Source organism: Pseudomonas reactans (assembly GCF_013385825.1).
Classification (GTDB): domain Bacteria; phylum Pseudomonadota; class Gammaproteobacteria; order Pseudomonadales; family Pseudomonadaceae; genus Aquipseudomonas; species Aquipseudomonas reactans.
In genome coordinates, this window is the sequence record NZ_JACAPG010000010.1 from 123,740 (window position 1) to 141,602 (window position 17,863).

17 protein-coding genes are annotated in these 17,863 nt (G+C 62.5%); 10 read left to right on the forward strand and 7 right to left on the reverse strand.

The window, feature by feature from the left end; all coding sequences use genetic code 11:
* The first annotated feature begins 151 nt into the window (after window positions 1–151).
* From HX868_RS11205 to araH, 3 genes are read left to right on the forward strand one after another with little or no spacing between them, the layout of a single operon-like run.
* Window positions 152–1,156, forward strand: a complete 1,005-nt coding sequence (locus tag HX868_RS11205; RefSeq protein WP_010211214.1) for a substrate-binding domain-containing protein — start codon at window positions 152–154, stop codon at window positions 1,154–1,156.
* Window positions 1,153–2,655, forward strand: coding sequence for an L-arabinose ABC transporter ATP-binding protein AraG (araG, locus tag HX868_RS11210; RefSeq protein WP_177002895.1), 1,503 nt, complete (start codon window positions 1,153–1,155; stop codon window positions 2,653–2,655). The genes HX868_RS11205 and araG overlap by 4 nt, the downstream gene beginning before the upstream one ends.
* 9 nt (window positions 2,656–2,664) lie before the next feature.
* The gene (araH, locus tag HX868_RS11215; RefSeq protein WP_177002896.1) at window positions 2,665–3,633 is read left to right on the forward strand and encodes an L-arabinose ABC transporter permease AraH; all 969 of its coding nucleotides are present in this window, start codon (window positions 2,665–2,667) and stop codon (window positions 3,631–3,633) included.
* A 106-nt stretch (window positions 3,634–3,739) separates the two neighbouring features.
* Here the strand turns inward: araH and HX868_RS11220 are convergent, their stop codons facing one another.
* The gene (locus HX868_RS11220) at window positions 3,740–4,888 is read right to left on the reverse strand and encodes an aldose epimerase family protein (RefSeq protein WP_177002897.1); all 1,149 of its coding nucleotides are present in this window, start codon (window positions 4,886–4,888) and stop codon (window positions 3,740–3,742) included.
* A 137-nt stretch (window positions 4,889–5,025) separates the two neighbouring features.
* Between HX868_RS11220 and HX868_RS11225 the strand changes: the two genes are divergently transcribed.
* Complete coding sequence (locus HX868_RS11225; protein WP_177002898.1) at window positions 5,026–5,793, forward strand: SDR family NAD(P)-dependent oxidoreductase; 768 nt, start codon at window positions 5,026–5,028, stop codon at window positions 5,791–5,793.
* A 6-nt stretch (window positions 5,794–5,799) separates the two neighbouring features.
* Here the strand turns inward: HX868_RS11225 and HX868_RS11230 are convergent, their stop codons facing one another.
* Together HX868_RS11230 and HX868_RS11235 are read right to left on the reverse strand one after the other, a co-directional pair.
* The gene (locus HX868_RS11230; RefSeq protein WP_177002899.1) at window positions 5,800–6,396 is read right to left on the reverse strand and encodes a glutathione S-transferase; all 597 of its coding nucleotides are present in this window, start codon (window positions 6,394–6,396) and stop codon (window positions 5,800–5,802) included.
* 130 nt (window positions 6,397–6,526) lie between these two features.
* Entirely contained in the window at window positions 6,527–7,531 is a 1,005-nt protein-coding gene (locus tag HX868_RS11235; protein WP_425504221.1) for a cupin domain-containing protein, read from the reverse strand.
* Between the two features lie 62 nt (window positions 7,532–7,593).
* On the opposite strand from HX868_RS11235, the gene HX868_RS11240 reads away from it, so the two are divergent.
* Window positions 7,594–8,820 carry an MFS transporter gene (locus tag HX868_RS11240; RefSeq protein WP_177002900.1) on the forward strand — a complete coding sequence of 409 codons (1,227 nt, stop codon included), beginning with the start codon at window positions 7,594–7,596 and terminating at the stop codon, window positions 8,818–8,820.
* A 1-nt stretch (window position 8,821) separates the two neighbouring features.
* Here HX868_RS11240 and HX868_RS11245 read toward each other — a convergent pair whose 3' ends face one another.
* A complete protein-coding gene (locus HX868_RS11245) occupies window positions 8,822–9,679 on the reverse strand; it encodes a LysR substrate-binding domain-containing protein (protein WP_177002901.1) in 858 nt (285 codons plus the stop codon).
* A 134-nt stretch (window positions 9,680–9,813) separates the two neighbouring features.
* Between HX868_RS11245 and HX868_RS11250 the strand changes: the two genes are divergently transcribed.
* The 5 genes from HX868_RS11250 (at window position 9,814) to yghU (ending at window position 14,970) form a co-directional block, all read left to right on the forward strand.
* Window positions 9,814–10,863, forward strand: a complete 1,050-nt coding sequence (locus HX868_RS11250; protein WP_177002902.1) for an agmatine deiminase family protein — start codon at window positions 9,814–9,816, stop codon at window positions 10,861–10,863.
* Window positions 10,860–11,741, forward strand: a complete 882-nt coding sequence (aguB, locus tag HX868_RS11255; RefSeq protein ID WP_177002903.1) for an N-carbamoylputrescine amidase — start codon at window positions 10,860–10,862, stop codon at window positions 11,739–11,741. The genes HX868_RS11250 and aguB overlap by 4 nt, the downstream gene beginning before the upstream one ends.
* Window positions 11,738–12,814: an extracellular solute-binding protein gene (locus tag HX868_RS11260; protein ID WP_177002904.1), complete on the forward strand. Its 1,077-nt coding sequence runs from the start codon at window positions 11,738–11,740 to the stop codon at window positions 12,812–12,814. The genes aguB and HX868_RS11260 overlap by 4 nt, the downstream gene beginning before the upstream one ends.
* A gap of 188 nt (window positions 12,815–13,002) precedes the next feature.
* On the forward strand, window positions 13,003–14,103 hold the full coding sequence (locus tag HX868_RS11265) for an agmatine deiminase family protein (RefSeq protein WP_177002905.1): 1,101 nt from the start codon (window positions 13,003–13,005) through the stop codon (window positions 14,101–14,103).
* Between the two features lie 33 nt (window positions 14,104–14,136).
* The gene (gene yghU / locus HX868_RS11270; protein WP_177002906.1) at window positions 14,137–14,970 is read left to right on the forward strand and encodes a glutathione-dependent disulfide-bond oxidoreductase; all 834 of its coding nucleotides are present in this window, start codon (window positions 14,137–14,139) and stop codon (window positions 14,968–14,970) included.
* 90 nt (window positions 14,971–15,060) lie between these two features.
* On the opposite strand, the gene HX868_RS11275 is transcribed toward yghU, so the two are convergent.
* From HX868_RS11275 to HX868_RS11285, 3 genes are read right to left on the reverse strand one after another with little or no spacing between them, the layout of a single operon-like run.
* A complete protein-coding gene (locus HX868_RS11275; RefSeq protein ID WP_177002907.1) occupies window positions 15,061–15,987 on the reverse strand; it encodes a sugar ABC transporter substrate-binding protein in 927 nt (308 codons plus the stop codon).
* Window positions 15,988–16,006: 19 nt separating this feature from the next.
* On the reverse strand, window positions 16,007–16,786 hold the full coding sequence (locus HX868_RS11280; protein ID WP_177002908.1) for a TIM barrel protein: 780 nt from the start codon (window positions 16,784–16,786) through the stop codon (window positions 16,007–16,009).
* Window positions 16,783–17,787 carry a Gfo/Idh/MocA family oxidoreductase gene (locus tag HX868_RS11285; RefSeq protein ID WP_177002909.1) on the reverse strand — a complete coding sequence of 335 codons (1,005 nt, stop codon included), beginning with the start codon at window positions 17,785–17,787 and terminating at the stop codon, window positions 16,783–16,785. Before HX868_RS11285 ends, HX868_RS11280 begins: the two co-directional genes overlap by 4 nt.
* Between the last annotated feature and the right edge of the window lie 76 nt (window positions 17,788–17,863).

A 17,863-nucleotide genomic window follows, 5' to 3' on the forward strand; every position in this document is an offset into this window, starting at 1 on the left:
CTTGTAGGAGCGAGCTTGCTCGCGAAAAACGCCAACGATAACGCGGGCATCCTGGATGAACGCGACGCTCTCAGGCTTCTCGCGAGCCAGCTCGCTCCTACAGGAAGCGTTTTTTACGTTTGTCTAAAAACAACAACAAGGAGTCACCCGTATGAATCGTCGTCGTGGTTTGCGTTCCCTGTGCTGCGCCGCTGTGGCGGTCTCGGCCATGAGCTTGAGCGGGCTGTTGCTGGCCGCTGAGGAAGTGAAGATCGGTTTCCTAGTCAAGCAGGCCGAGGAACCGTGGTTCCAGACCGAGTGGGCGTTTGCCGAAAAAGCCGGCAAGGAACATGGCTTTACCGTGATCAAGATCGCCGTGCCCGACGGCGAAAAAACCTTGTCGGCCATCGACAGCCTCGCTGCGAACGGCGCCAAGGGCTTTGTGATCTGCCCGCCGGACGTGTCCCTCGGCCCGGCCATCGTCGCCAAGGCCAAGGCCAATGGCTTGAAAGTCATCGCGGTGGATGACCGTTTCGTCGATGCCAAAGGCAACTTCATGGAAGACGTGCCGTACCTGGGCATGGCAGCCTTTGAAGTCGGCCAGAAGCAAGGCGCCGCCATGGCCGCCGAAGCGAAAAAACGCGGCTGGGACTGGAAGGACACCTACGCGGTGATCAACACCTTCAACGAGCTCGACACCGGTAAGAAGCGCACCGACGGCTCGGTCAAATCCCTGGAAGAAGCCGGCATTCCCAAGGATCACATCTTGTTTACGGCGGCCAAGACCCTGGATGTTCCGGGCAGCATGGACGCCACCAATTCGGCCCTGGTGAAACTGCCCAGCGGCGCCAAAAACCTGATCATCGGCGGCATGAACGACAACACCGTGCTCGGCGGCGTGCGCGCGACTGAAAGCGCCGGCTTCAAGGCGGCCAACGTGATCGGCATTGGCATCAATGGCACCGACGCCATCGGCGAATTGAAAAAGCCGAGCAGCGGCTTCTTCGGCTCGATGCTGCCAAGCCCGCACATCGAGGGCTACAACACCGCGCTGATGATGTACGAGTGGGTCACTAAAGGCACTGAACCTGCGAAGTACACGGCCATGGACGAAGTGACCCTGATCACCCGTGAAAACTTCCAGGCCGAGCTGACCAAGATCGGGCTGTGGCAATGACCGCTGCCGCCTTGCGATTTGACGGCATCGGCAAAACCTTTCCGGGGGTCAAGGCGCTGGATGGCATCAGCTTCAGCGCCCACCCTGGGCAGGTGCACGCGTTGATGGGCGAGAACGGCGCGGGCAAGTCGACGCTGCTGAAGATCCTCGGCGGCGCCTACATCCCCAACAGCGGCACGCTGCAGATCGGCGAGCAGGTCATGGCCTTCAAGAACGCCGCTGACAGCATTGCCAGCGGCGTGGCGGTGATCCATCAGGAACTGCACCTGGTGCCGGAAATGACCGTGGCCGAGAACCTGTTCCTCGGGCATTTGCCCTCGCGCTTCGGCGTGGTCAACCGGAGGCTGCTGCGAGAGCAGGCCCTCGCTTGCCTCAAGGGGTTGGCGGATGAAATCGATCCCGCCGAGAAACTCGGCCGTTTGTCCCTGGGCCAGCGCCAACTGGTGGAAATCGCCAAGGCGCTGTCCCGTGGCGCGCATGTGATTGCGTTTGATGAGCCCACCAGCAGCTTGTCGGCGCGGGAAATCGACCGCTTGATGGCGATCATCACGCGCCTGCGGGATGAGGGCAAAGTGGTGCTCTACGTGTCGCACCGCATGGAGGAAGTGTTCCGCATCTGCAACGCGGTGACCGTCTTCAAGGACGGTCGCTACGTGCGCACCTTCGAGGACATGAGCACGCTGACCCATGACCAGTTGGTGACCTGCATGGTCGGCCGCGATATCCAGGACATCTACGACTACCGCCCGCGTGAGCACGGCGAGGTAGCGCTCAAGGTCGACAGCCTGTTGGGGCCCGGTCTGCGTGAGCCGATCAGCTTCAACGTGCGCAAGGGCGAGATTCTTGGGCTGTTCGGGCTGGTCGGGGCAGGGCGCACGGAGCTGTTCCGCCTGCTCAGTGGCCTGGAGCGTGCCAGCGCTGGGCAACTCCAGCTTTGTGGTGAGCTTTTGCGCTTGCAGTCACCACGCGACGCGATCGCCGCCGGCGTGTTGTTGTGCCCGGAAGACCGCAAGAAGGAGGGCATCATTCCGCTGTCCAGCGTCGCCGAGAACATCAATATCAGTGCCCGTGGTGCCCATTCCAGGTTTGGCTGGCTGTTGCGCGACGGCTGGGAGAAGGGCAACGCCGACCAGCAGATCAAGGCCATGAAGGTCAAGACGCCCACCGCTGCGCAAAAGATCATGTACCTCTCCGGCGGCAACCAGCAAAAAGCCATTCTCGGCCGCTGGCTGTCGATGCCGATGAAAGTGTTGCTGTTGGACGAGCCCACCCGTGGCATCGACATCGGCGCCAAGGCCGAGATCTACCAGATCATCCATAACCTCGCTGCTCAGGGCATTGCGGTGATCGTGGTGTCCAGCGACCTCATGGAAGTGATGGGCATCGCCGACCGCATCCTGGTGCTGTGCGAAGGCGCGCTGCGCGGCGAACAAGCCCGCGAGCACGCGACTGAATCCAACCTGCTGCAACTGGCGCTGCCGCGCAGCCTGGCGAACTGAGAGACGACTATGACCACTCAACACAACGTGTTGCCCAACGCACGCAAGCCGCTGGATCTGCGCGCGCTGCTGGACAACTGGGCGATGCTGCTGGCCGCCGTGAGTATTTTTTTACTGTGCGCCTTGCTCATCGACAACTTCCTCTCGCCGCTGAACATGCGCGGCCTGGGCCTGGCGATTTCCACCGTGGGCATCGCCGCCTGCACCATGCTGTTCTGCCTGGCGTCGGGGCACTTTGACCTGTCGGTGGGCTCGGTCATCGCCTGCGCCGGTGTGGTGGCGGCGATTGTGATGCGCGACACCGACAGCGTCATGCTCGGCATTGGCGCCGCGCTGCTGATGGGCCTGATGGTGGGGCTGATCAACGGCATCGTCATCGCCAAGCTGCGGGTCAATGCGCTGATTACCACGCTGGCGACCATGCAGATCGTGCGTGGCCTGGCGTACATCTTTGCCAACGGCAAGGCGGTGGGCGTGTCCCAGGATCAGTTTTTTGTCTTCGGTAACGGCCAGTTGTTTGGCGTGCCGGTGCCGATCCTGATCACCATTTTGTGCTTCCTGTTCTTCGGCTGGCTGCTCAACTACACCACCTACGGGCGCAACACCATGGCCATCGGCGGCAACCCGGAAGCAGCGTTGTTGGCGGGCGTGAATGTGGACCGCACCAAGATCCTGATCTTTGCCGTGCATGGGGTGATCGGAGCGTTGGCTGGAGTGATTCTGGCGTCGCGCATGACCTCCGGCCAGCCGATGATTGGCCAGGGCTTTGAGCTGACGGTGATTTCGGCGTGCGTGCTGGGTGGGGTGTCGTTGAGTGGCGGGGTAGGGATGATCCGCCATGTGATCGCCGGGGTGCTGATTTTGGCGATCATCGAAAATGCGATGAACCTGAAGAACATCGACACGTTCTATCAATATGTTATTCGCGGCTCAATCCTTCTGTTGGCCGTGGTCATCGACCGCATGAAACAACGCTGACACTGTAGGAGCGAGCTTGCTCGCGAAGAAACTTCAACGATAACGCGTGCATTCTGGATTAACGCGGTGCTTTTGAGTTCTTCGCGAGCGAGCTCGCTCCTACAGTTTAATCGGTGGAGAATTTGAAGACGGTGTTCTGGGTGTAGGTCTGCCCTGGATTCAGGCGGGTAGACGCGAACGTCGGCTGATTAGGCGCATCCGGAAAATGCTGGGTCTCCAGCGTAAACCCGCTCCAGTGCTGATAGGTCTTGCCAGCCTTGCCCTTCACCGTCCCATCCAGGAAGTTGCTGGTATAAAACTGCACCCCAGGCTCCGTGGTAAACAACTGCAAGCGCCGCCCCGACTCAGGATCATGCACCTCGGCCGCAAGCTGCTTCACATCACCTTTGGTATCCAGCGCCCAGTTGAAGTCAAACCCACCCTGTTTCGGCTCGGCAAACTTGAGCTGCGGGTGATCGTCCTTGATGTGCTGGCCGATGGGTGTCGGTTTCAGGAAATCCATCGGCGTGCCCTTGACGGGTGCCAGTTCGCCGGTAGGGATCAAGGTGGCATTCACCGGTGTGTAATGGCTGGCGTGCAACGTGGCAACCTGCTTGAGGATGTCGCCATTGCCCGCGCCGGCCAGGTTGAAGTAGCTGTGATTGGTGAGGTTGAGCACCGTGGGTTTGTCGGTGGTGGCCTTGTAGTCGATGTGCAATTCATTGTTGTCGTTCAGGCGGTAGGTGACCTCGGTTTTCAGGTTGCCGGGGAAGCCCATTTCACCGTCCTTGGACAGGTAAGTGAGGGTCACGCCCACCGAGTCCTTGGCCTTGACGGAAGTGGCTTTCCACACGTGTTTGTCAAAGCCCTGGGCGCCGCCGTGCAGCGAGTTGGGACCGTCGTTGAGCGGTACCTGGTAGCGTTTGCCGTCGAGCTCAAAGGCGCCGCCGGCCAGGCGATTGCCGAAGCGCCCGATGGTCGCGCCGAAGAATGCGGTGCCGCTTTGATAACCCTGCACATCGTCGAAGCCGAGCACCACGTCCTCGACCTTGCCGTGTTTGTCCGGCACTTTGAGCGACTGCAACACGCCGCCGTAGGTGATCACCGTGGCTTGCATGCCGTGGCTGTTGCGCAGGATGTACTGCTCGACGGCGGTGCCGTCGTTGGTTTTACCGAAGGGTTTGTGTTCGCTGGTGAGCCCGGCGGCCTGGGCGCCGCCACTGGCGATCAACATGGACATGGCGAGACCGGACAGCAGGTATCGAGGGTGCTTCATGGTCGAACTTCCTTTTGTTGTTTTGAGTGGAATAGTTCTACTAATGTGCGATATTTTGTCGATTGAACAGCGAATTTATAGCCGTTAACGCCATTTTTGCAAAATAAAATAAGACTAATTAAGCGAGGCAAGCTTTTATGACTATGCAGCACGCCGTTTACCCCGACCTCGAAGGCAAGACGGTCCTGATTTCTGGAGGCGCGTCAGGCATTGGCGAATTCATGGTGCGTGCCTTCGCCGCGCAAGGCGCCAAAGTCGGCTTTGTCGACCGTGCGCAAAGCCAGGGCGAACGCCTGGCGGCGCTGCTGAGTTCGCGGGGGCACACCGTGGAATTCGTGAATTGCGATATCACCGATGAAATCGCCTACAAGGCTGCCATCACGCGCTTCGAACACTCGCTGGGGCCGATCACTGTGCTGGTGAACAACGCCGCCAATGACGTGCGCCACACCTTGGAAGAGGTCGATTCGGAAATGTTCGACCGGCTCATCTCCGTCAACCTCAAGCACGCCTTCTTCGCCGCCAAGGCGGTGGTGCCGATGATGAAAAGCGCGGGCGGCGGGGCGATCATCAACCTCGGTTCGGTTGGCTGGATGATGGCCTCCGCCGGCTACCCGGTGTACGCCGCCAGCAAGGCCGCCGCCCACGGCATGACCCGCGCCCTGGCCCGGGAGCTGGGGCCGAGCCAGATCCGCGTGAATACGCTGGTGCCGGGTTGGGTCATGACGGAAAAACAACTGGCGATGTGGGTCGACGATGCGGCCAAGGAATTGATCAGCCGCAGCCAGTGCCTGCCGGGCAGTGTGCTGCCGGAACACATCGCGAATATGGCGTTGTTTCTCGCCTCTGACGCATCTGCGATGTGCACGGCGCAGAACTTTATTGTGGATGGCGGCTGGGTGTAGGTCCGCTTACTCGATCGGGTATTTCTTGAAGGCAGGATGCTGTTCCAGCCGCTCGGCGTGGCGTCTCAGGTTGGGAAACGCATCCGCCTTGACCACCGACGCCACGGTGAATTGGCTGAACGACCAGGCCACCGCCGCTGTAATCGACGCCTGGGTCAGCACCTCACTGTCAGGCAGTTGTTTTTCTAGCAGCGAATAAGCTGCGAGCAACTGCCCGCTGACCCGGTCAAGCCACGGCGCATGCTGCTTTTCAGCCGGGCGCAGGTTGTGCTCGTAGACAATTTGCACGCTTTTTTCGCAGGCTGCCAAGGCCAGGCCAAGGATGTGCAGGTCCCGGGCGCGTGCGGCGGGTTGCTGTGCGAGCAGCTTTTTGTCCGCCGGGGCCAGGGTTTCCAGGTAGTCCAGGATCAGGCTGGAGTCCATCAGCACGGTGCCATCGTCCAGCACCAGGGTCGGAGCCTTCACCACCGGGTTGATCTGGGCGAACGCGTCGAAGCTGCGGAATACCGACAGCGGTTCATGCACAAAATCCACCCCGTACAGGTCCAGGGAAATCGCCACGCGTCTTACGTAAGGCGAGTCCAGCATGCCGATCAGTTTCATGAAGCCTCCATTGCTTACCACGTGATGGGCTCAAGAGAGTACGGGCTCAGGATCGACCTGCGCAATGGCCCGCCGTAGTTGCTGATAGCGTCGGAGCTTCTGTTCAAACGCCGCAGCGGCATCCGTGAACTCATGCCGGGCCAGCGCTCCGGCGCTGACGGCTGGCCCCCGGTGGTTGGCCGGTAATGCGCTTGAACGCACGGCTGAACGCTGCCTGAGAGGTATAGCCCAGGCGCAGCGCCACTTCCTCGATAGGCAAACGCTCCAGGGTCAGCCATTGGCTGGCCAGGCGCATGCGCAACTCCGTCACGTAGCGCAGGGGTGGGATGCCCAGGGTGGCCTGGAAGCGCTCGGCGAACACCGAGCGGGAGGTGTGACAGTGCGCAGCCAATTCGGCCACGCTCCATTCGCGGCCAGGTTGCTGGTGCAGGACGAGCAGGGCACCGGCCAATCGCGTGTCGCGCAGCGCCGCCACCAATCCTGATGCATTACCGCAGGCACATTCCACCCAACCCCGCACGATCATGGCGGCGACCACATCAGCCAGGCGCGCGAGGATGCCGGAGTAGCCGATGCGAGCAGCGGACACTTCACGCTCCATCACCGCCAGGATCGGCATCAGGCCGGGGTAACGCTGGCCCTGGGCATCGATCAGCATCAACGCCGGCATCAGGCTGCCAAGCCCCTGGAGACTGCCGAGTTCGAACGCCATGCAGGCGCTGAACAGCAAGGTGCAGGGGGGCGTATCGGGGGACGCATCCACGGCGCAGACGGTATCGCCTAACGCGGTCGCGCCAAAGCCGTCAATGTCCTGCACAGGCCTGTCCGCATCGGAGGACAGCGCATGGGCGCCGCCGTGGGAGATGAACACCGCATTGCCCGCCGACAACTCAAACAGGCCGCCGTCGTCGGTGCGCAGGGTGGCCGTCCCTGCGGCCAGGAAGTGGAAGTAGGCGTGTCCGGGTTTGGCCTCAAAGCCCATGCCGAAGCTCGGTCCGGCCTGGATGCGTCGGTACTGCACCCCGCTCAGGCGCATGCCGCGCAGCAGCTCGTCGATAAGGTCGGAGGACTGATTGAACGGGGCCACTGTTGTCATCTTCGGGGTTTTGGTCAAAAACTCAAGGGTCTGAATCATAGATCATCCGGGTGGGCGAACCTAGACTGGCCGTCGCGCTAATTTCCCGAGGATGTCGTGTGATGAATGATTGTGTAGTCCAAACCGCTCACCCTGCCCAAGTGGCGCCCGATGCGCCCGCCTGGATGGCGGTGTTTTCCCTGGCCATGGGGGTATTCGGCTTGTTGACGGCGGAATACCTGCCGGCCAGCTTGTTGACGCCAATGGCGCTGGACTTGGGAGTGTCCGAGGCGCTGGCCGGCCAGGCCGTGACGGTGACGGCAGTGGTGGCGTTGTTTGCCGGGCTGCTGGTGCCCGGCCTCACGCGTGGGATCGACCGACGCGTGGTGCTACTGGGTTTCTCCCTGCTGATGATTGCGTCAAACCTGTTGGTGGCGTTATCTTCAAGCCTGGCGGTATTGCTGCTGATGCGCATCCTGCTGGGCGTCGCCCTGGGGGGCTTCTGGAGCATGGCGGCCGCCGTGGCGATGCGCCTGGTGCCGGCGGCGCTGCTGCCCCGCGCGCTGTCGATCATCTTCAGCGGTATTGCGGTGGGCACGGTGGTCGCCGTGCCGCTGGGCAGCTACCTCGGTGGTCTGTATGGCTGGCGCAGTGCGTTTGTTGCCGCCGCCGCCGTCGGTGCAGTGACGCTGGCGTTCCAGCTGTTCACGCTGCCGCGCCTGGCCCCCTCGGGCACCGCACGCTTGCGCACGGTACTGGATGTGCTGCTGCGTCCGGGCATCGCCATCGGCATGTTTGGCTGTGTGCTGGTCCACACCGGGCACTTCGCGCTGTTCACTTACATCCGGCCTTTCCTGGAAAGCACCACGGGGGTGGGAACAGAAGGGCTGGCGTTGATGCTGCTGGGGTTCGGTGCAGCCAACTTTACTGGCACGCTGTTGGCCGGTTGGATGCTGGTGCGTTATCCGCGCGGCACCTTGGTGCTGATGCCGGTATTGGTGGGCGTCGCGGCGCTGGCTCTGGTGTTGCTGCCGCCCTCGCTGCCAGGCCAGGCATTGCTGCTGGCGCTGTGGGGCATGGCCTTTGGCGGGGTACCCGTGGCGTGGTCGAACTGGGTGGCCCGCGCCGTGCCGGACCAGGCTGAAAGTGCCGGTGGCATGGTCGTGGCTTCGGTGCAATCAGCCATTGCAGCGGGCGCGGCCGGTGGAGGCGCAATGTTCAGTCTCAGTGGCATCGACGGCGTGTTTCTGGGCGCGGGTATGCTGATGTTGCTGGCCGCCTTGTTGATTGCGCTGCGAGTGCAGGTGCCACGCACTGAGGGTGGCGTGGGGGTGGCGCTGCACCTTTGAGCTAGGCCTCCAGATGGGTCAGCAACCACGCCGTGAAACTGCGCGCCAGCGGGTCGTGCTCGCTGTCGCGATGGGTCAGCAGCGCCCAGCTCGGCCCGCGAATCGTCGCGTCGACCAGCGGCGTGAGCAACCCATCTTTTTGCGCCTGACGGCTCAGCAACTGGCTGACCAAACCAATCCCCAAACCCGTACACACCGCGTCGAGCAACAGGCCAGGGTCGGAAAAATTCAGGCCCTGGTCTTGCTGCCCCACATCGACTCCGGCTTCCACCGCCCAATGGCTCCAGTCCATTTCCCGTTCGCCGTGCAGTGTCGTGCGCTGCGCCTTGGGCTGCGCTAACAGCCGGGGGTGGCAGGCGGGAAACAGCCGGTCGGCGTGCAGCACCTTGAAGCTGCATTCGGCCTGGGAGCTGATGTCGTCGCGCACCGCCAGGTCGATGGTTTGGCTGGCCATATCGGGCACTTCGTCGGTGCTGAATATCCACAAGTCAACCTCCGGGTGTTGCCGGCGAAAATCTGCGAGCCGTGGCAACAGCCAGTGCCGGGCAAAGGTCGGTGTGGTGTTGAGCACCAACTGATTGGGCTTGCGGTATTGCCCCAGGCGGCGCACGCCCACCGCCAGCTGCTGCAGCAGCGCCTGGGTGGTGCTGAGGAAATCATGGCCGGCGTCGGTCAGGCTCACGCTGCGTCCGCTGCGGAAAAACAGCGGCTGTTCCAGGTACGCCTCCAGGCTGCGGATCTGCTGGCTGATCGCCGATTGGGTCAGGTGCAGTTCTTCGGCAGCCTTGTGGAAACTGCCCAGTCGCGCGGCGGCTTCAAAGCCGCGCAGGGTGCCGAGGGGCGGCCAGTGATTGAGCATGCTGATAAGTTCCTCTAATCAGTTTTCTACAAAATCCATCGTTTGTCCGGCTTTGCGAGCCGCCATAGCATGTATGCCAAGACTCCGTGGGCAGTTTTCACTGAACACAATGACTTAACTGAAGGGTACTTGTCATGCAGCAGAATGCAATGCAAAGCAACGGTTGGTGGATGCCTGCGGAGTGGGCCCGGCATGCGGCGACGTGGATGGTCTGGCCGCACAACCGGGCCCTGTGGGAAACCACCTGGGGGGTGACCTTGGCGCAGGTGCAGCAGGACTTTGCGCGGGTGGCCAATGCGATTGCCCGCTTCGAACCGGTGAAGATGCTGGTCGATCCTTCCGCCGTGGCGGGCGCCAAGGCCTTGTGTGGGCCCGGCATCGAGCTGATCGAACAGGCCGTCAACGACAGCTGGTGCCGCGATTCCGGCCCGACCTTTGTCTGCCACCCACAACTGGGCACGGCTGGGGTGAGCTGGCGTTTCAATGCCTGGGGCGGCAAGTCGGCCCATGACCTGGACGAAAGCCTGGCACGTCGCGTGCTCAATCACCTGGGGCTGGAATGCTTCGGCACGCCCCTGAGCAATGAAGGCGGCGCGATCCATGTGGACGGCGAGGGCACGCTGATCACCACCGAGTCGGTGCTGCTCAACCCCAACCGCAACCCCGGCGTGAGCAAGGCCGAGATGGAAGCCATCTTCACGCGCCTGCTGGGCATCAAGAAGACCATTTGGTTGCCCGGCGATCCGGATTACGTCACGGGCGACATGACCGACGGCCATGTTGATGGCGTCTGCGCATTTGCCCGCCCTGGCGTGTTGCTGGTGGATGCGACTCACGATCAACGTTCTGTTTACGCCGAAGTCGTACGGGAAAACCGCCGCGCCCTGGAGCTCGCCACCGATGCCCAAGGCCGCCGTTTCGAGCTGATCGAGTTGTATGAAGCCACCGATGCGGTCGACACCGAAGCCGAAGTGTTCTGTGCCTCCTACACCAACTTCTACATTGCCAACGGCGCAATCATCATGCCGGCCTACGGCATTGCGGCCGATCAGGTCGCGGCCGAAGTCCTGGCCCAGGCATTCCCTGGTCGCGAGATCGTACCGGTGCAGATCAACCACCTGGCCCATGGCGGCGGCGGCGTGCACTGCATCACCCAGCAACAGCCTGCGTGGGTGAAGCCATGAGTATGCTGACGATTGCCACTACCCAGATGCCCTGCACCTGGGACCTGCCGGGCAACCTCGACCGCGCCGAGCAGTTGGTGCGAGATGCGGCGGCGCAGGGCGCGCAGGTCATCCTGTTGCAGGAGCTGTTTGCCACGCCGTATTTCTGCATCGAGCAGCACCATAAGCATCTGGCATTGGCCGAGGAATACCACCACAGCCACGTGCTCAAACGCTTCGCCGCACTGGCCAAGGAGTTGGGCGTGGTATTGCCGCTGAGTTGGTTCGAAAAGGCCGGCAATGCCTTCTTCAATTCCCTCAGTGTGGCGGATACCGACGGGCGCTTGCTGGGCGTGTACCGCAAGACCCATATCCCGAATGCCATCGGCTACCAGGAGAAGGAATACTTCAGCCCCGGCGACACCGGTTTTCGGGTGTGGGAGACGGCCTTTGGGCGCCTGGGCGTGGGCATCTGCTGGGACCAGTGGTTCCCGGAGACTGCGCGCTGCCTGGCGTTGCAAGGCGCCGAAGTGCTGCTGTTTCCCACCGCCATCGGCTCGGAACCCGGCTGCGCCACGCTCGACTCACGGGACCATTGGCAGATGACCATGCGCGGTCACGCGGCGGCGAACCTGTTGCCGGTGGTGGCGGCCAATCGCGTCGGACGTGAAGTGGCGACCACCGACTCGAGCCTGCAAATGGACTTCTACGGCTCATCGTTCATCTGTGACCACAAGGGCAAGCTGCTGGCCGAAGCGGATCGCGATTCCACCGGCGTGCTGCTGCACCGTCTCGACCTGCCCGCCATGCGCGAAGACCGCCTGACCTGGGGCATCTATCGCGACCGTCGCCCAGAGATGTACAGCGGCCTGCTGACCCTGGACGGGCGGCCATCATGAAGCGGCTATTGAGTTGTGCGTTGATCATGACGAGTGTCTGCGCCTCGGCTGAGGACAAAACCCTCAAGCTCTACAACTGGGCCGATTATTTCGCCGCCGACACCCTGTCCAAATTCACCGCCGAGACCGGTATCCGGGTGATCTACGACGTGATGGATGGCAGCGAAACCCTGGAAGCCAAGTTGATGGCCGGCGGCAGCGGCTACGACCTGATCTTCCCCGGCGATACCGTGGCCGAGCGCTTGATGCGCGCTGGCAGTCTGCAAGCACTGGACCCCGCCAAGCTCGACGCCATGAGCGACATCGAGCCGGGCCTGCAGAAACTGCGCACCCACTACGTCAACTCGAACAAAGCCACGGTGCCCTACACCTGGGGCACCATCGGCCTGACCTATAACACCCAGCAGATCCAGCAACGCATGCCGAATGCGCCGGTCAACAGCCTCGACCTGTTGTTCAAGTCGGAGAACGCGGCCAGATTCGCCGACTGCGGCATCTCGCTGATCGACTCGCCGGACGAAGTCCTCGCCGTGGTGCTCAACTACCTGGGCCGCGACCCGCGCAGCGCCAAGCGTGAAGACTTGGCGGCGGCCAGTGAGCTGCTGCTCAAGGTGCGGCCGTACATCCGCAAGTTCCAGTCGCAACCAGTGACCGACCTGGTCAATGGCAACCTGTGCCTGTCCCTCGGCTACAGCGGCGACATGACCCAGGCCCAGCGCGCCGCCGATGCCGCCGGCAAAGCGGTGACCTTCGGCTATCACATCCCCCGCGAAGGCACCACCGTGTGGATGGACACCATGGCCATCCCGGTCGACGCCCAACACCCGGAATACGCCTACGCCTTCATCAACTTCGTGATGCGCCCGCAAAACATGGCGGCTATCACCAACCTCACCGGCTACCCCACCGCGAATGCCAAGGCGCGGCCGGACGTGGAGGCGAGCATGCGCGATAACCCGGACATCTACCCGGACGCGGCCACCTTCGAACGGTTGATTGCCGGCAAGGACATCTCCCAGGCCGATATGCGCGCACGGATGCGTGTATGGACTAAATTCAAGACAGCTTTGTAATCGGGTGAGCGAGTTTTTGTGGCTAGGGGGCTTCTGTGGCGAGCGGGCTTGCCCCGCGTTGGGCTGCGCAGCGGCCCCAAAAAAAGCGGGAGCGCTACGCACTCCAACGGGGGACAAGCCCCCTCGCCACAGAAGCCAGCTCGCCACAAAGAACTCCATTCAATCCGAACCTTAGGCAAGAGAACCCTATGCCAACCCGTCGCACCTTCATCAAACAAGCCAGTGTGGTCTGCGCCATGACCCTGATTGCTCCCCACCTGCGCGCCGCCGCGAGCGGTCGCTTCTACATGCCCGACGAAGGCGAAAAACACCACCAGGCCTTCATCGCCTTTGGCGCCCAGGACGTCATCTGGGAAGACTTTACCGCCGACGTGCAGGCCGCTTTGGGTCGTATCGCCAGGGCGATTGCTGATCACGAGCCGGTCACCGTGTTCTGCCGTGAAGACGAACGCCATCTTGCTGAAAAACACTGTGGCACCCGCAACATCACCTTCGTGGAAACCGCGCTGGATGACATCTGGATGCGTGACACCGGCGCCAATTTCGTCATCGACGGCAGCGGCGGCTTGGGCGCGGTGGACTTCAACTTCAATGGCTGGGGCAACAAACAGCAGCACGAGGATGATGCGCTGCTGGCGGCCCAGATCGCCGAGGAAACCGGCGCCCGGCCTATCCGCAGCGAACTTGTGGGCGAGGGCGGCGGGATTGAGGTTGACGGCCTGGGCACCGGCATCATGACCGAAAGCAGCTGGATCAACCGCAATCGCAACCCGGACTGGAGCAAGGCCGAGGTCGAGGCCGAACTCAAGGAACGCCTGGGCCTGCGCAAGATCATCTGGCTGCCGGGCATCAAGGGCAAGGACATCACCGACGCCCATGTCGATTTCTACGCGCGTTTCGTCGCGCCTGGCGTGGTGCTGGCCAACCTCGATACCGACCCTGAATCCTATGATCACAAGGTCACCCTGGCGCACCTGGAGATTCTCAAAAAGGCCACTGATGCCGACGGCCGGCCATTGCAGGTGCACACGGTGTCGCCGCCGCTCAACCCGCGTAAAAGCAAATTCAGCAAAGGCAATCCGGATTTCGCGGCGGGCTATATCAATTACTTCGTGATAAACGGTGCGGTGATCGCCCCCGAATTTGGCGACCCGGTGGCGGACCGCAAGGCGCTGGACCTGCTGGCCCGGCTTTATCCGGACCGCAAGGTGGTAGCGCTCAATATCGATGCGATTGCAGCGGGGGGCGGTGGCATTCACTGTGTGACGAGCCATCAACCTTTGGTTTAGTCTGGGATCGCAAACGCCTCTGGAGCAGTCAGCATGACCGATTACGTACCCCCGAAAGTGTGGACCTGGGACACCGAAAGTGGCGGCACCTTCGCCAGCATCAATCGCCCGATTGCCGGTGCGACCCATGACAAGGAACTGCCGGTAGGCAAGCACCCGCTGCAGCTGTATTCCCTGGCCACGCCTAATGGCCAGAAGGTCACGATCCTGCTGGAGGAGCTGCTGGCGCTGGGTCACAGCGCTGCGGAATACGACGCCTGGCTGATCAAAATCGGCGACGGCGACCAGTTCGGCAGCGGCTTTGTGGGGGTGAATCCGAACTCCAAGATCCCGGCGCTGTTGGATCGCAGCGGCGCCACGCCGATTCGCGTATTCGAGTCGGGGGCGATCCTGCAATACCTGGCGGAGAAGTTCGGCGCGTTCTTCCCCACCGAGCCTGCGGCCCGTGCCGAATGCCTGTCTTGGTTGTTCTGGCAGATGGGCAGCGCGCCGTATCTGGGCGGTGGTTTCGGGCATTTTTATGCCTATGCGCCGAGCAAGATGGAGTACGCGATCAACCGGTTCGCCATGGAAACCAAACGTCAGCTAGACGTACTCGACCAGCGCCTGGCGGTGAGCGAATACATTGCGGGTGATGAATACACCATCGCCGATATTGCCATCTGGCCGTGGTATGGCGGGTTGGTCAAAGGCCGTTTGTATGGCGCGGCGCAGTTCCTGTCGGTGCATGAGTACACGCACGTGTTGCGCTGGGCAGACGCGATCGAAGCGCGGCCGGCGGTGCAGCGCGGCCGGCGGGTGAATCGGGTGTCCGGTGAGCCCCATGAGCAGTTGGCCGAGCGGCATGACGCCAGCGACCTGGATTAACACCTGTAGGAGCCGGCTTGCCGGCGATGGCGTCCTCATAAACGCTATCGCCGGCAAGCCGGCTCCTACAGTTTGCGTGGGTGGCGGAAGTTATTTGTAGCGCTGCTCAAACACCGCCACCTGCTCCGGCTTGATCAATTCAAACGGCACCCACACCTCCGGCGCAATCGACTCGCCCTTGATCATCCGCACCGCTGCCTGCACTGCCTGGGTCGCCTGGGCTTTCGGGTCCTGGAATACCGACGCCGTCAGCAACCCCCGCTTGATCGCTGCCAGCCCATCGGGCAAGCCATCGATACCCACGATCGCCACATCACCCTTGGCTTTCCCCGCCTGCTGCAAGGCCATGGCCGCGCCAATCGCCATTTCATCGTTATTGGCCACGATGGCATCGAACTGCGTGCCCGCCAGCAGCCAGTTGCTGGTCAGGTCCATGCCCTTGCTGCGTTGCCATTCGGCGCTTTGCTGCTCGACCACCTTGATACCGGGAAAGTCCTTGAGCACCTGTTTCGCGCCCTCGGTACGGTCATGGGTGGCGTTCTGTGCAAGGTCGCCCATGATGATCGCTACATTGCCCTTGCCGCCGAGTTTTTCCGCCAGGTAGCGCATCTGCAACTGCCCGGCCTCGATGTCGTTGGAGGCCACGGTGACTACGCCCTTGGGCAGGGTGCGTTCGTCCGGGTGGCGGTTGACGTACACCAGCGGTGTCTTGGCCGCCACGGCGGCACGGGTCATGTTGGCGGTGGCGGCGGTGTCCACCGGCAGCACGATCACTGCGTCGACCTTCTGGATGAGGAAGCCCTCGACCTGATTAAGCTGGCGCACCACGTCGCCCTGGGCGTCTTCGAACTGGATCTGCACATCCTGCTGCTGGGCGGCCGCTTCCAGGCCGGTGCGCACGTAGGTCATGAAGTTGTCGTCGACCCGGGCAATGCTCACACCGATGCGATAGGCAGCGAAGGTCCATTGGCTGAACAGCAGCAACAAGGTGGCAGCAAACAACGAATAGCGATTCATAAGGGTGATCCTTTTATTGTTATAGGGTGAACGCCTGGCGGAAACGCGCCAAAGCCAACTCGCTGTCGCCGCTGGCCCAGCCTTCCAGGCCGACCACGCCGCTGTAGCCCATGGCGTGCAAGGCCCTGGCAATGGCCGGGTAGTGGATTTCACCGGTGCCAGGCTCCTTGCGACCTGGTACATCGGCCACTTGGATTTCACCGATGGCGCTGCCGGCGCGCTGGATCAGTTCGATCAAATTTCCTTCGCCGATCTGCGCGTGGTACAGATCCAAATTCATCTTCAGGTACGGGCTGCCTACGGCCTCGATCAGCGCCAGGGTATCGTCGGCGCGGGCGAAGGGGGTGCCAGGGTGGTCAACTGCCGTGTTGAGGTTTTCCAGCAGGAACACACGGCCTGCGTCTTCCCCCAAGCGGGCGATTTTTTCCAGGGTCTTGCAGGCGCTCAGCCACATGCGTCCGGTGGTCTGGCTCACCGGTTGTACGGGCAGGCCGCCGTCACCCAGGCCGGTGCCGTGCAGGTTGAGGCTGGGGCAATTCAGTCGTTCGGCGACCCCTAAGGATTCGCGGGCGCTGTCGAGCAGTTGGCGGATACCGCCGGGGTCGGTGAGGGTACCGCTGATGTAGCCGGTCATGGAGGTGAAGTCGGCGCCGGTAGCGACCAGGGCGGCGATGTCCTTGTCTGTCCAGTTCCAGATTTCGGCACTGAAGCCCAGCGCATGAATGCGCTGTACGCGTTCGATGAAGGGCAGGTCGAGAAACACCATCTCCGCGCTGACGGCCAGCTTGAAGGGGCTCATACGGCCACCGCCTTGCCGGTTTCGAATGACTCGATGCAGGCGCGGGCAATCGCCAATGCCGCGCGCGCGTCTTCGCCGCTGGCCAGGGGGTTGGCGCCGCTGCGCAGGCAGTCGACGAAGTGATTGAGTTCGGCGATGTAGGCGTCGCGCAACAGGTCGGTGTCCAGGCGCTGGGTGTCGGCCTGGATGCCCTGGGCCAGGTAGCGCACCAGGTCGCAATCGTTGAGGCTGCCCATGCTCAGCATGCCGGCGCTGCCGAACACTTCGCCGCGCACGTCGTAGCCGTACACGGCCTGGAAGTTGGCCTCGGCAGTGGCAATGGCGCCGTTGTCGAAGCGGATCGCGACCACGGCAGTGTCGAGGAAGCCTTTGCTTTTGTATTCCGGGGCGATCAAAGCGTCGGCCATCACGTAGACCTGCACCGCCTCGGCGCCAGGGTTGAGGTAGCGCAGGGTGTCGAAGTCGTGGATCAGGGTTTCCAGGAAGATCACCCATTGCGGCGACTTGGCCGGGTTGTTCAGTGCCGGGTCGCGGGTCAGCGAGCGCAGCAGCTGCGGGGTGCCGATGCGGCCGGCGGCGACGTCGAGGTGCGCGGTGCGAAAGCTCTTGGCGAAGCGCCGGTTGAACCCGACTTGCAGCGGCACTCGCGCATCGGCCGCGGCAGCGATGGCGCGGTCGGCTTCATCGAGGGTGATGGCCATGGGTTTTTCGCAGAAGATGCCCTTGCCGGCGCGGGCGGCGCTGATCACCAGCTCTGCGTGGCTGCGGGCGGGGGCGGCGATCAGCACGCCGTCGATGTCCGGGTCGTCGAGCAACTGCTGCGGGTCGGTGTAGACCTTGCTCACGCCCAGTTCAGCGGCGAGGCGGGCGGCCTGGCCTGGCGTCGGGTCGGCAATCGCTGCCAGGCTGGCACCGGGGATATGCCGCGCGGCGGTCAGGCCGTGGAAGCTGCCCATGCGACCGGCACCGATCAAGCCCAGGCGGATGTTCTGTGTATTCATGAAATAACCCCTTGTTGTTATTGGCCTCAGGACGGTCCTGGTAGGCAAAGGGGGCAGAGCAAGGCGTGTGCCATTT